Source organism: Micromonospora sp. WMMC273, assembly GCF_027460285.1.
GTDB classification, from domain to species: Bacteria; Actinomycetota; Actinomycetes; order Mycobacteriales; family Micromonosporaceae; genus Micromonospora; species Micromonospora aurantiaca.
Map to the genome: position 1 here is coordinate 6,134,436 of NZ_JAPZBE010000001.1, position 13,067 is coordinate 6,147,502.

A 13,067-nucleotide genomic window follows, 5' to 3' on the forward strand; every position below is an offset into this window, starting at 1 on the left:
GCAGCAGCACGACCCTGACGTACGGAGGTAGGAGCAGATGCAGCTCGGCCTGGTAGGACTCGGCCGCATGGGCGGCAACATGCGGGAGCGGTTGCGGGCCGCCGGGCACGAGGTGGTCGGCTACGACCACAACCCGGAGATCAGCGACGCCGCCAGCCTGGCCGAGCTTGCCGAGAAGCTCCAGTCGCCCCGCGCGGTGTGGGTCATGGTCCCCGCCGGCGTCACCGACGCCACCATCGACGAGCTCGCCGGTGTGCTCGGCGAGGGCGACATCATCATCGACGGCGGCAACTCCCGGTTCAGCGACGACGCCCCGCGCGCCGAGCGGCTGAACGAGCAGGGCATCGGCTACATCGACGTCGGCGTGTCCGGCGGCGTCTGGGGCCGGCAGAACGGGTACGCGCTGATGGTCGGCGGCGCGCAGGAACACGTCGAGCGGCTGATGCCGATCTTCGAGTCGCTCAAGCCCGAGGGCGAGTTCGGCTTCGTGCACGCCGGCCCGGTCGGCGCCGGTCACTACGCCAAGATGGTGCACAACGGCATCGAGTACGGCCTGATGCACGCGTACGCCGAGGGCTACGAGCTGCTGGCGGCCTCGGAGCTGGTGACCAACGTCCCCGGCGTGTTCAAGTCGTGGCGCGAGGGCACCGTCGTGCGCTCCTGGCTGCTCGACCTGCTGGACCGGGCACTCGACGAGGACCCGGAGCTGGCCGAGCTGAGCGGCTACACGGAGGACACCGGCGAGGGCCGCTGGACCGTGGACGAGGCGGTCCGGCTCGCCGTGCCGCTCAACGTCATCACCGCGTCGCTGTTCGCCCGGTTCGCCTCCCGGCAGGACGACTCGCCCGCGATGAAGGCCGTCGCCGCGCTGCGCCAGCAGTTCGGCGGCCACGCCGTCCACAAGCGCTGACCGGTATCCACAGGCTGTGTACGTCCGCCGGCTCGAACTGGTCGATTTCCGCTCGTACGAGCGCGTCGGCGTCGACCTGGAGCCGGGGCCGAACGTGCTCGTCGGCGCGAACGGCGTCGGCAAGACCAACCTGGTCGAGGCGCTGGGCTACGTGGCGACCCTGGATTCGCACCGGGTCGCCACCGACGCGCCGCTGGTGCGGATGGGTGCCGCCTCGGCGGTGATCCGCTGCGCCGTGGTGCATGAGGGCCGGGAGCTGCTGGTCGAGCTGGAGATCGTGCCGGGCAAGGCCAACCGGGCCCGGCTCGGCCGGTCTCCGGCCCGGCGTGCCCGGGACGTGCTCGGCGCGCTGCGCCTGGTGCTGTTCGCGCCGGAGGACCTGGAACTGGTCCGCGGCGATCCGGCCGAACGCCGCCGCTACCTGGACGACCTGCTGGTCACCCGCCAGCCCCGCTACGCCGGTGTCCGCGCCGACTACGAGCGGGTGGTCAAGCAACGCAACGCGCTGCTGCGTACGTCGTACCTCGCTCGGAAGACCGGTGGCACGCGCGGCGGTGACCTGTCGACGCTGGCCGTGTGGGACGCGCATCTGGCGCAGCACGGCGCGGACCTGCTCGCCGGCCGCCTGGAACTGGTGGCCGCGCTGACCCCGCACGTGGCGAAGGCGTACGACGCGGTGGCGGCCGGCCGTGGCGCGGCGGGCATCGCGTATCGGCCCTCGGTGGAGCTGCCCGAACCCGGCGCGGACCGCGCGGCGCTGGCGGAGGCGCTCGCCGCCGCGCTCACCGCGAACCGGGCCGCCGAGATCGAGCGCGGCACCACGCTCGTCGGCCCGCACCGCGACGACCTGGCGCTGACGCTCGGCCCGCTGCCCGCCAAGGGGTACGCGAGCCACGGCGAGTCCTGGTCGTACGCGCTGGCGTTGCGGCTGGCCGGGTACGACCTGCTGCGCGCCGACGGGATCGAGCCGGTACTGGTGCTGGACGACGTCTTCGCCGAACTGGACACCGGCCGGCGGGAGCGGCTGGCCGAGCTGGTCGGCGGCGCCAGTCAGCTCCTGGTCACCTGTGCCGTGGACGACGACGTGCCGGCGACGCTGCGCGGCACCCGGTACGCGGTGGGCGAGGGGACGGTGCGGCGTGCCTGATGACGAGGTGCAGCTCCCGCCCGCACGGCTCGGGCCGGGACGCGACGCGCGTACCCCGGGAAAGCCCGCGGGCGGTGAGCCGGCCGCGAACCTGCCGGAGGGCTCGACCGGGCCGGAACTGGCCCGGGCGGTGCTCGACGCGGCGAAGGCCCGGCGGCAGGCGGCGGCCCCGCGACGGCGCGGCGCGGTCCGCGGCGACGGCGAGAAGCGGCTGCGCGGCTACTCCGGCCCGGGTCCGGACCCGCGCGACCCGCAGCCGCTCGGCGCGGTGCTGGACAAGCTGATGAAGGCGCGGGGCTGGCAGAAGCCGGCGGCCGAGGCGACGGTGTTCGGCGCGTGGGAGAAGGTGGTCGGCCCGGAGGTCGCGCAGCACAGCCGCCCGGTCAAGCTGGAGGACGGGGAGCTGACCGTGGAGGCGCGTTCGACGGCGTGGGCGACCCAGTTGCGCCTGCTGGCGGGCTCGCTGTTGCAGCAGATCGCCCGCGAGGTGGGCCACAACGTGGTGCGCAAGCTGCACATCCACGGGCCGGCGGCGCCGTCGTGGTCGCGCGGCCCCCGACGGGTACGCGGGCGCGGCCCCCGCGACACCTACGGCTGACCGACACCGCCCGAGCGCCGTGCCTCACGCCGGGCGCGCTTGAGTTCGCGCTGCTCACGGCTCCACTGCTTGCGGCGCTCCAGGTCTTCCTTCCACGCGTCGCGGGCCAGCTTCGAGCCGCCCTGCACCGCGCCCTGCACCTGGGACGGGCCGGCGAGGTTGCGGAACACCCAGCCCAACAGGCGGCCACCCTTGCCGGAGGCGTCGCCCACCTGCTCGTCGTCGCTCATCCCGCCGCCCTCTCGCTGTTTTGTGTGCAAACCATTGGTACACCAATCGTTGCTACCATCGCAACGACGACGAGGAGGACGCCGGTGACCGACGGCATCGAGGAGGACCCCCTGGCGCTGGAGCAGCAGGTCTGCTTCGCGCTCTCCGTCGCCGCCCGGAGCGTCGTCGCGGTCTACCGCCCGCTGCTGGAACCGATGGGGCTCACCCACCCGCAATACCTGGTCATGCTGGCGCTCTGGCAGCACGCGCCGCTGTCCGGGCGGGATCTGAGCCGGCTGCTCCAGCTCGACCCGGGCACGCTGTCACCGCTGCTCAAGCGGCTGGAGGCGGCCGGCTACATCAGGCGGGAACGCGACGCCGCCGACGAGCGCAGCCTGGCCGTCTCGCTCACCGACGAAGGGCAGGCGCTGCGGGCGCAGGCCGAGCGGATCCCGCCCGCCATCGTGCAGCGCCTCGGCCTGCCGCTGGCCGACCTGCGGCACCTGCACACAGCGCTGACCGAGGTGATCGCGGCCGCCAACCGGGCCACGTCTCCTCCCGGCACTGCGGCGCCCGGTCAGGCGTCGGCGTAGACCGCGAAACCCCGCTCCGCGCAGCGCCGGTAGAAGGCCGCCAGCACGCTCAGCTCGGCGCAGGTGAAGTTCCACTGCGGCGGATCGCCGCTCTCGTCCCGCAGCCGGTCGAGGCGGCTGTCCAGCCAGCGGAGCTGCTGCTCGGCCAGCCGACCGTCGCCGAGAAGCGCGCGCAGCACCTCGCTCACCGACTCGAACGTGACCGGCTCGCCGTACGGCCGGTGCCGGGCGACGAACTTCTCCACGCCCTCGGCGATCCAGGAGCAGCCGTCCGGGTCGATCACCGGGTCCTCGTCCTCGACCGCGTTCTCCGTGGCGTAGAGCACATTCTCCAGCCCGAGGATCAGGTCGACCAATTCGGTGTACGCGGTCGCGCGTACCGTGCCGGTCTTCGCGATCAGCTCGGCGAGCGCCGCAGTCGGCGCGGAGATCCGGGGCATGTCCACGATCTCGCCGAAGTCCACGAACTCAGCCGGCGCGACCGGGTCGTAGAAGCGGCCGGTCCGCGGCCAGTGCACCGCGACGTTGTCCAGCCCCATCTGGCGTCACCTCTCACCAAGCGTTTTCGGACCATCTCCGACGATCGTCCCGGTTCCGGGCGCAAAAGATCAAGACCGCAACGGCGGCGCCGCAAAAGCTACGGCACGCCGGGCCCGGCCGCGACCCCCGGTCGGGGCACCCGCCGATCACCGGTCGGATGATCGTCACGGCTCACGGTGGCCGGTGGCGCGGTACCGGCCCGTTGGCGTGTAGGGGGAGTCGCGGGCGACGCGGTTCGTCCGGCTACGGCATTCTCAGCCGCCCCGGAGAGGGTGCCGAGTGGCGGTTTGGTCGGCTCCGCACAGTAAGATTGAGGGCGAGACGAAAGACCCGAGACGGAGCGACGGACAGGGGCCCGCATGAGCCCTCGATCATAGTCCCGTATCAGGTCCGAGCCGATCGCGATCCGCGGGCAACCGCGGCGCCCGGCGCACACGATCCGAGCCTGGCGACCCCAGGGGCGGACCATGCGCGCCGACGTCGCGTCCTGTCCGCCGAACCCGCGCCCCCGCGCCCACGCGCGGCCGGTGCGAGAAAGTGGCCGAGCGTGGCAGCGGAGGACAACAAGAAGTACGGTGCCGAGTCGATCACCGTGCTCGAGGGCCTGGAAGCGGTCCGGAAGCGGCCCGGTATGTACATCGGGTCCACCGGCGAGCGCGGTCTGCACCACCTGGTGTGGGAGGTCGTCGACAACGCGGTGGACGAGGCGCTGGCCGGGCACTGCGACACCATCGACGTGGTGCTGCTGGCCGACGGCGGCGTCCGGGTGACCGACAACGGCCGTGGCTTCCCGGTCGACCTGCACCCCAAGCTGAAGAAGCCGGGTGTCGAGGTCGCCCTGACCGTGCTGCACGCGGGCGGCAAGTTCGACGGCAAGGCGTACGCCGTCTCCGGCGGCCTGCACGGCGTCGGCGTCTCCGTGGTGAACGCGCTGTCCACCCGGATGGCCGTGGAGATCCACAAGGACGGCTTCGTCTGGCGTCAGCAGTACGACCACTCCAAGCCGACGCCGCTGGAGAAGGGCGAGGAGACCGACCGCACCGGTTCGGCCGTCTCCTTCTGGCCCGACCCGGACGTCTTCGAGACCGTCGACTTCGACTTTCACACCATCTACCGGCGCCTCCAGGAGATGGCCTTCCTCACCCGGGGTCTGACCATCCACCTGCTCGACGAGCGGGTCCCGGAGGACGAGGACGGCAAGACCCGCGAGGTCACCTTCCACTACGAGGGCGGCATCGCCGACTTCGTCCGGCACCTCAACGCCTCCAAGAGCCCGATCCACAAGACGGTGGTCGAGTTCGGGGCCGAGGAGACGGGCATGTCGGTCGAGATCGCCATGCAGTGGAACGAGTCGTACGGCGAGTCGGTCTACACCTTCGCCAACAACATCAACACCCACGAGGGCGGCACCCACGAGGAGGGCTTCCGGGCCGCGCTGACGAGCGTCGTCAACCGCTACGGTGCCGAGAAGAAGCTGCTCAAGGGCGACGAGCGCCTCTCGGGTGAGGACATCCGCGAGGGTCTGGCCGCGATCATCTCGGTCAAGCTCACCGACCCGCAGTTCGAGGGTCAGACCAAGACCAAGCTGGGCAACACCCCGGTAAAGGGCTTCGTGCAGCGGGTCTGCAACGAGTCGCTCGTCGACTGGTTCGACCGCAACCCGGCCGAGGCGAAGATCATCATCCAGAAGGCGTCCCAGGCGGCACGGGCCCGAATCGCCGCCCAGCAGGCGCGCAAGCTCGCCCGGCGCAAGTCGCTGCTGGAGTCCGGCTCGATGCCCGGCAAGCTGGCCGACTGCCAGTCCACCGACCCGCGCGAGTCCGAGGTCTTCATCGTCGAGGGCGACTCGGCCGGCGGCTCGGCCAAGCAGGGCCGCGACCCGCGCGTCCAGGCGATCCTGCCGATCCGCGGCAAGATCCTCAACGTGGAGAAGGCCCGGATCGACCGGGTGCTGAAGAACAACGAGGTGCAGGCGCTGATCACCGCGCTCGGCACCGGCATCCACGACGACTTCGACATCGAGAAGCTGCGCTACCACAAGATCGTGCTGATGGCCGACGCTGACGTCGACGGCCAGCACATCCAGACGCTGCTGCTCACCCTGCTGTTCCGCTTCATGCGGCCGCTGGTCGAGCTGGGCCACGTCTACCTGGCCGCGCCGCCGCTCTACAAGATCAAGTGGAACAAGAAGGGCGACGACGCCCAGTACGCGTACTCGGACCGGGAACGCGATGGCCTGATCGCCCTGCGCCAGCAGAAGAAGCCCAACGCCCGCCCGGACGACATCCAGCGGTTCAAGGGTCTCGGCGAGATGAACTACCCCGAGCTGTGGGAGACCACGATGAACCCGGCCACGCGTACGCTGCGCCAGGTCACGCTCGACGACGCCGCAACCGCGGACGAGTTGTTCAGCGTCCTGATGGGCGAGGACGTCGAGGCTCGCCGGTCGTTCATCCAGCGCAACGCCAAGGACGTGCGGTTCCTGGACATCTGACGGACCCACCCGGGCCGGCCGGGCATCCACCGGTCGGCCCGGGAGTCCACAGAGTTATCCACAGCCTGAACGCTTTCCACAGCCGTTATCCACAGCGAGACCACGACTGAAGAGTCTGATAAGGGTTAACAGTGACCGATACTCCCGAGTCCACCCCGAACGAGCCGGAGACCCCGGAGACACTGGCCGCGGTCGTCCAGCACGACCGGATCGAGCCGGTCGGCCTCGAGGTCGAGATGCAGCGCTCGTACCTCGACTACGCGATGAGCGTCATCGTCGGGCGGGCCCTGCCGGACGTCCGGGACGGGCTCAAGCCGGTCCACCGCAAGATCCTCTACGCCATGTTCGACTCCGGCTACCGTCCGGACCGCGGGTACGTGAAGTGCTCCCGCGTCGTCGGTGACGTGATGGGCCAGTTCCACCCGCACGGCGACTCGGCCATCTACGACGCGCTGGTCCGGATGGCGCAGCCGTGGTCGCTGCGCTACCCGCTGGTCGACGGCAACGGCAACTTCGGCTCGCCCGGAAACGATCCGGCTGCCGCCATGAGATATACAGAATGCAAGCTCGACCCGCTGGCGATGGAGATGCTGCGGGACATCGACGAGGACACCGTCGACCTGCAGGACAACTACGACGGCCGGGCCAAGGAGCCCACCATCCTGCCGTCGCGGATCCCCAACCTGCTGATCAACGGCTCCGAGGGCATCGCGGTCGGCATGGCCACCAAGATCCCGCCGCACAACCTGCGCGAGATCGGCGCGGCGGTGCAGTGGTGCCTGGAGCACCCGGAGGCCGACGAGGCCACCACGCTGGAAGCCCTTCTCGAGATCGTCAAGGGCCCGGACTTCCCGACCCACGGCCTGATCGTCGGTCAGGCGGGCATCCAGGACGCGTACCGGACCGGGCGTGGCTCGATCCGGATGCGCGCCGTGGTCGAGGTCGAGGAGGACAAGCGGGGCCGGCCGGCGCTCGTGGTCAGCGAGCTGCCGTACCAGGTCAACCCGGACAACCTCGCCGAGCGCATCGCCGAGCTGATCAAGGAGGGCAAGCTCGCCGGCATCGCCGACATCCGGGACGAGTCCTCCGGGCGTACCGGCATGCGGATCGTGCTCGTGCTCAAGCGCGACGCGGTCGCCAAGGTGGTGCTGAACAACCTCTACAAGCACACCCAGCTCCAGGAGACGTTCGGCGCCAACATGCTGGCGCTCGTCGACGGCGTGCCGCGCACGCTCAACCTGGCCCAGTTCATCCGCTACTACGTCGAGCACCAGATCGAGGTGATCCGGCGGCGGACCGCGTTCCGGCTGCGCAAGGCCGAGGAGCGGGCACACATCCTGCGCGGTCTGTCAAAGGCGCTGGACGCGCTGGACGAGGTGATCGCCCTGATCCGGCGCTCGCCCACCGTCGAGGACGCCCGGCAGGGTCTGATCCGGTTGCTGGACATCGACGAGGTCCAGGCGACCGCGATCCTGGACATGCAGCTGCGCCGGCTGGCCGCCCTGGAGCGGCAGCGCATCCTGGACGACCTGGCGAAGCTGGAACTGGAGATCGCCGACCTCAAGGACATCCTGGCCAAGCCGGAGCGGCAGCGGCGGATCGTCTCGGAGGAGCTGGGCGAGATCGTCGCGAAGTGGGGCGACGACCGGCGTACCAAGATCGTCCCGTTCGACGGCGAGGTCTCCATGGAGGACCTCATCGCCCGCGAGGACGTGGTGGTGACGATCACGCGCACCGGGTACGCCAAACGGACCAAGGTCGATCTCTACCGGTCGCAGCGGCGCGGCGGGAAGGGCGTCAGCGGGGCGACGCTCCGCCAGGACGACATCGTCAGCCACTTCTTCGTATGCTCTACCCACGACTGGATCCTGTTCTTCACGAACAAGGGTCGGGTCTACCGGGCGAAGGCGTACGAGCTTCCCGAGGCCAGTAGGGTGGCCAAGGGCCAGCACGTGGCCAACCTGCTCGCGTTCCAGCCCGACGAGCAGATCGCGCAGATCATTGAAATCCCGAACTACCAGGTGGCCCCCTACCTGGTACTGGCCACGAAGAACGGCCTGGTGAAGAAGACGCGGCTCGAGGAGTTCGACTCCAACCGTTCCGGCGGCATCATCGCGATCAACCTGCGCGATGAGGACGAACTGGTCGGTGCGGTCCTGGCCGCTCCGGAGGACGACCTGCTGCTCGTGTCGAAGAACGCCCAGGCGATCCGCTTCAACGCCACCGACGAGGCGCTGCGCCCGATGGGCCGGGCCACGTCCGGGGTGATCGGCATGCGCTTCAGCGGCGAGGACGAGTTGCTCGCGGTCGAGGTGGTGCGAGAGGGTCTGGACGTTCTGGTCGCGACGAACGGGGGTTACGCGAAACGTACCCCGATCGAGGAATACCCGGTCCAGGGCCGGGGAGGTAAGGGCGTGCTGACCGCGAAGATCACCGAGCGACGCGGTGGCCTGGTCGGCGCGGTCGTGATCGATCCGGAGGACGAGCTGTTCGCCATCACGAGCAACGGCGGCGTCATCCGGACTCCGGTGAAGCCTGTACGCCGTACGCGTGACCGGAACACAATGGGGGTCAAGCTGATGGACCTCCCGGACGGCGTGACTATCGTGGCGATTGCTCGCAATGCCGACGAGCCTGACGAACAGGACTAGTTGATGACGGAGACACAGGCGAAGTCGGGGAACAAGGGGACCTCGGCCACTCCGGTCGAGGAGGAGGCCGCGCAGGGCGGCACACCAGCGACCGGCCGCGCGGCTGTGGGCCGGGCCACGGTTCCCGCCGACGCGCCTGCCCCGAAGTTCACCCGGGCTCCCGGCATGGCCCCGCCTCCGGACAAGCCGGCCGAGGACTCCGGTTCCCGGGACTCGGCCGAGACCAAGGTCGACGCGCCGACGTCGGCCGACGGTCTGGCCGCCCCGGCCGCCAAGCCCACGAACGCCACGAGCACCCAGCCGATCAAGGCGCCGTCGGCCGCCGGCCGGGCCTCCACCGGTACGACCGGCACGCAGCCGCGGATCGGCGCCGGCCTGGGTACCGCCCCGAAGGCGTCGCCCGACGGCTCGCGCCCGGGCGGCGCCGCGAACGTCCAGTCCCGGCCCGCCAACGGCGGCGGCCTGCCGCCGGGCATCAGCGGCGCGGCGGCAGTCGGCGCCGCGCGCGTGGGTGAGGCGGTACGCGCCGCGCGTACCTCGGTCAGCTCGGCCGCGTCGCGCGGACCGCGACGGGCCCGGCTGAACCTGAAGCGGATCGACCCGTGGTCGGTGATGAAGTTCGCCTTCGCGGTGTCCGTGGTGCTCTTCATCGTGGTCGTCGTGGCGACGTCGGTGCTCTACCTGGCGCTCGACGCGATGGGTGTGTTCAAGAGCGTCAACGACAGCCTGACCGACCTGGTGAACGCCGGTGGCGGCCAGGGCGGCGGTGGCTTCCGGATCACCGCCAAGGGCGTGATCCTGACGTCGTCGCTGATCGGCCTGGTGAACGTCGTGCTGTTCACCGCGCTGGCGACGCTCAGCGCGTTCGTCTACAACGTCTGCGCCGACCTGGTCGGCGGCATCGAGCTGACGCTCGCCGAGCGGGACTGATCGACCGGCGCCGGGGCACCGCGTAAAGCGGTCGCCCCGGCGTCGTACGTCCGGGTAGGTTCGAGATGGCGCGGGCGCTTCCACTACGCACCCCCGATTTGGGCGCGGTGGAGGCGATGGGTTAACCTAGCTCGTCGCTACGCGGGGCTATAGCTCAGTCGGTTAGAGCGCAGAGCTGATAACTCTGAGGTCGCTGGTTCGATTCCAGCTAGCCCCACCGCACATCGTCCGACGACAGTCGAGCGCGAGGGGTCAAGCACATGTTCAAGAAGCTCCTGATCCTGGCCGGCATCGTCGGTGTGGCCGCCGTCGTGGCCAAGAAGGTCAAGGCCTCGAACGACGAGCGCGCCCTGTGGCACGAGGCGACCACGGCGCCCGACCTGCGCTGACGCCGTCACGGGGCCCTAGCTCAACTGGCAGAGCACTGCCTTTGCAAGGCAGGGGTTAGGGGTTCGAGTCCCCTGGGCTCCACCAGCACTTCTCTTCGCTGATCTCGGATCCGAGTACAGCCATTCGTACAGCCAAGCGGTCACGCCGTCCCCTCCTCGCCCAGCACCCGATCGATGGCCGAGGCAGCCTGACGAGCCCGCGCCGGCAGGACATGCCCGTAGGTGTCGGCCGTCATCCGGATCGTGGAGTGCCCGAGCAGCTCCATCACCGTCCGCAGCTCCTCGCCCTGGTCGAGCAGGAACGTGGCGAACGCGTGCCGCAGGTCGTGCAGGTGCAGCCGTTCCTTAGCCTGGCGCACCCGCTGCGACTCCAACGCCCGCACCGCGAGAGACGACAGCGGCAGCGGGCGGGTCGACCGGTGCGTCTTCGGTGGCACGAACTCCAGGCCGCGATCCGTGCGCTGGACCGTCTGCCGAACGAACTGTCGGCTCCGCCTGAAAACTGACCCCGTGGTTCCGGCTGAATTTTGACCCCTTCCGGAAGCATCGGGAGGTGCTGAGCGTGGAGGACTGGGCGGAGATCCGTCGGTTGTACCGGGCGGAGCGGATGGCGATCAAGGCCATCTGCCGTCGGCTGGGGGTCTCGCGGAACACGGTGCGTAAGGCTTTGGCCAGTCATGAGCCGCCGCGCTATCAGCGGGCGGCGAAGGGCTCGATCGTGGACGCGGTGGAGCCGCAGATCAGGGCGTTGTTGGCGGAGATCCCGGACATGCCGACGACGGTGATCATGGAGCGGGTCGGGTGGACTCGCGGCAAGACGGTGTTCTCCGATCGGGTGCAGCAGCTGCGGCCGTTGTTCCGCCGGCCGGATCCGGCCCAGCGGACGGAGTATCTGCCGGGTGAGCTGGCGCAGTGTGATCTGTGGTTCCCGCCGGCGGACGTGCCGTTGGGCTTCGGGCAGGTCGGTCGGCCGCCGGTGCTGGTGATGGTGTCGGGGTATTCGCGGTGGCTGTCTGCGGTGATGATCCCGTCGCGGCAGTCGCCGGACCTGCTGGTCGGACACTGGACGCTGATCTCCGGCTGGGGGCGGGTGCCCAAGGCGTTGGTGTGGGACAACGAGTCCGCCGTCGGGCAGTGGCGGGCCGGTCGGCCGCAGCTGACCGAGGCGATGAACGCCTTCCGTGGCACCCTCGGCATCAAGGTGATCCAGTGCCGGCCGGCGGACCCGGAATCGAAGGGCATGGTCGAGCGGGCCAACGGCTATCTGGAGACGTCGTTCCTGCCCGGTCGCCGGTTCGGTTCACCCGGCGACTTCAACGCTCAGCTGTCCGAGTGGTTGGTGCGGGCGAACAACCGCCAGCACCGGATGTTGGGCTGTCGGCCGGTGGAGCGGTGGGACGCCGACCGGCAGGTGATGCTGCCGCTGCCGCCGGTCGCGCCGGTGGTCGGGTGGCGGCAGGCCACCCGGCTGCCCCGCGATCACTACGTCCGCTTGGACGGCAACGACTACTCGGTGCACCCGTCAGTGGTCGGCCGGCGGGTCGAGGTCACCGCCGACTGCGACCACGTGACGGTGCTCTGCGACGGCCGACCGGTGGCCCGGCACGACCGTTGCTGGGCCAAGCATCAGAGCATCACCGATCCCGCACACCGGCAAGCCGCCGTCGATCTGCGTGTCGCCGCCCAACGCACCCCGACGGCCGCCGTTGACGCCCAGGTCGAACGCCGGCCGTTGAGCGACTACGACCGGATGTTCGGCCTGGACGAGGTGGCTGCGTGATGGCCGCCAAGACCAGCCGCAACGTCGCATCCGAGATCGCGTTCCTCACCCGTGCCCTGAAGGCGCCGTCCCTGGCCGCGTCGGTGGAGCGCCTGGCGGAGCGGGCCCGGGCAGAGTCGTGGACGCATGAGGAGTTCCTCGCCGCCTGCCTGCAACGCGAGGTCGCCGCCCGCGAAGCCCACGGCGGAGAAGGACGCATCCGGGCAGCCAGGTTTCCGGCCCGCAAGAGCCTGGAGGAGTTCGACTTCGACCACCAACGGTCGTTGAAGCGGGAGACGATCGCCCATCTGGGAACCCTCGACTTCGTCGCGTCGAAGGAGAACGTCGTCTTCTTGGGCCCGCCCGGCACCGGCAAGACCCACCTGTCCATCGGCCTCGGGATCCGGGCCTGCCAGGCCGGACACCGGGTCGCGTTCGCCACCGCCGCCCAGTGGGTGTCTCGCCTGGCTGATGCCCACCATGCCGGCCGGCTGCAGGACGAGCTGGTCAAGCTCGGCCGGATCCCGCTGCTGATCGTCGACGAGGTCGGCTACATCCCCTTCGAAGCCGAAGCCGCGAACCTGTTCTTCCAGCTCGTCTCCAACCGCTACGAACGAGCCTCGCTGATCGTCACCAGCAACAAGCCCTTCGGCCGCTGGGGCGAAGTGTTCGGCGACGATGTCGTCGCCGCGGCCATGATCGACCGCCTCGTCCACCACGCCGAGGTCATCTCGATGAAGGGCGACAGCTACCGACTCAAAGACCGCGACCTCGGCCGCGTCCCCGCAGCCACCAAGACCAACGACTGAACATCAACAACCAACGAGGGGGTCAACATTCGGCCGG

The 13,067-nt window shown here is 70.0% G+C and carries 13 protein-coding genes and 2 tRNA genes; 12 read left to right on the forward strand and 3 right to left on the reverse strand.

Going from position 1 to position 13,067, the window contains the following annotated elements:
- Positions 1-37: 37 nt before the first annotated feature.
- From gnd to O7611_RS28515, 3 genes are read left to right on the forward strand one after another with little or no spacing between them, the layout of a single operon-like run.
- Positions 38-910 carry a phosphogluconate dehydrogenase (NAD(+)-dependent, decarboxylating) gene (gnd, locus tag O7611_RS28505; protein WP_013283213.1) on the forward strand — a complete coding sequence of 291 codons (873 nt, stop codon included), beginning with the start codon at positions 38-40 and terminating at the stop codon, positions 908-910.
- A 16-nt stretch (positions 911-926) separates the two neighbouring features.
- Complete coding sequence (gene recF, locus O7611_RS28510; RefSeq protein ID WP_013473313.1) at positions 927-2,057, forward strand: DNA replication/repair protein RecF; 1,131 nt, start codon at positions 927-929, stop codon at positions 2,055-2,057.
- Positions 2,050-2,655, forward strand: coding sequence for a DUF721 domain-containing protein (locus O7611_RS28515; protein ID WP_194800280.1), 606 nt, complete (start codon positions 2,050-2,052; stop codon positions 2,653-2,655). Before recF ends, O7611_RS28515 begins: the two co-directional genes overlap by 8 nt.
- Here the strand turns inward: O7611_RS28515 and O7611_RS28520 are convergent.
- Positions 2,646-2,885 (reverse strand): hypothetical protein, encoded by a 240-nt coding sequence (locus O7611_RS28520; RefSeq protein WP_013283216.1) that lies wholly within the window; start codon positions 2,883-2,885, stop codon positions 2,646-2,648. The genes O7611_RS28515 and O7611_RS28520 overlap by 10 nt on opposite strands.
- 84 nt (positions 2,886-2,969) lie before the next feature.
- Between O7611_RS28520 and O7611_RS28525 the strand changes: the two genes are divergently transcribed.
- Complete coding sequence (locus O7611_RS28525; RefSeq protein WP_194800279.1) at positions 2,970-3,458, forward strand: MarR family winged helix-turn-helix transcriptional regulator; 489 nt, start codon at positions 2,970-2,972, stop codon at positions 3,456-3,458.
- Here O7611_RS28525 and O7611_RS28530 read toward each other — a convergent pair.
- On the reverse strand, positions 3,443-3,997 hold the full coding sequence (locus O7611_RS28530; protein WP_013283218.1) for a hypothetical protein: 555 nt from the start codon (positions 3,995-3,997) through the stop codon (positions 3,443-3,445). The two genes, O7611_RS28525 and O7611_RS28530, sit on opposite strands and share 16 nt — an antisense overlap.
- 548 nt (positions 3,998-4,545) lie before the next feature.
- Here O7611_RS28530 and gyrB point away from each other — a divergent pair.
- The 6 genes from gyrB to O7611_RS28560 all read left to right on the forward strand — a co-directional run bounded on the left by gyrB (position 4,546) and on the right by O7611_RS28560 (position 10,547).
- On the forward strand, positions 4,546-6,492 hold the full coding sequence (gene gyrB / locus O7611_RS28535) for a DNA topoisomerase (ATP-hydrolyzing) subunit B (protein WP_120572508.1): 1,947 nt from the start codon (positions 4,546-4,548) through the stop codon (positions 6,490-6,492).
- A 131-nt stretch (positions 6,493-6,623) separates the two neighbouring features.
- Positions 6,624-9,143, forward strand: coding sequence for a DNA gyrase subunit A (gene gyrA, locus O7611_RS28540; RefSeq protein ID WP_064448044.1), 2,520 nt, complete (start codon positions 6,624-6,626; stop codon positions 9,141-9,143).
- Between the two features lie 3 nt (positions 9,144-9,146).
- A complete protein-coding gene (locus tag O7611_RS28545; RefSeq protein WP_194800278.1) occupies positions 9,147-10,073 on the forward strand; it encodes a DUF3566 domain-containing protein in 927 nt (308 codons plus the stop codon).
- A 143-nt stretch (positions 10,074-10,216) separates the two neighbouring features.
- Positions 10,217-10,290, forward strand: a tRNA-Ile gene (locus O7611_RS28550).
- A 43-nt stretch (positions 10,291-10,333) separates the two neighbouring features.
- The gene (locus O7611_RS28555; RefSeq protein WP_013283222.1) at positions 10,334-10,462 is read left to right on the forward strand and encodes a DLW-39 family protein; all 129 of its coding nucleotides are present in this window, start codon (positions 10,334-10,336) and stop codon (positions 10,460-10,462) included.
- A gap of 9 nt (positions 10,463-10,471) precedes the next feature.
- Positions 10,472-10,547: transfer RNA gene (locus tag O7611_RS28560), tRNA-Ala, on the forward strand.
- 55 nt (positions 10,548-10,602) lie between these two features.
- Here O7611_RS28560 and O7611_RS28565 read toward each other — a convergent pair.
- Positions 10,603-10,899: a tyrosine-type recombinase/integrase gene (locus O7611_RS28565; protein ID WP_269697868.1), complete on the reverse strand. Its 297-nt coding sequence runs from the start codon at positions 10,897-10,899 to the stop codon at positions 10,603-10,605.
- A 116-nt stretch (positions 10,900-11,015) separates the two neighbouring features.
- Here O7611_RS28565 and istA point away from each other — a divergent pair, with 116 nt between their 5' ends.
- Together istA and istB are read left to right on the forward strand one after the other, a co-directional pair.
- The gene (gene istA / locus O7611_RS28570; protein WP_269697870.1) at positions 11,016-12,242 is read left to right on the forward strand and encodes an IS21 family transposase; all 1,227 of its coding nucleotides are present in this window, start codon (positions 11,016-11,018) and stop codon (positions 12,240-12,242) included.
- Positions 12,242-13,030 (forward strand): IS21-like element helper ATPase IstB, encoded by a 789-nt coding sequence (gene istB / locus O7611_RS28575; RefSeq protein WP_178062895.1) that lies wholly within the window; start codon positions 12,242-12,244, stop codon positions 13,028-13,030. Before istA ends, istB begins: the two co-directional genes overlap by 1 nt.
- Positions 13,031-13,067: the final 37 nt, after the last annotated feature.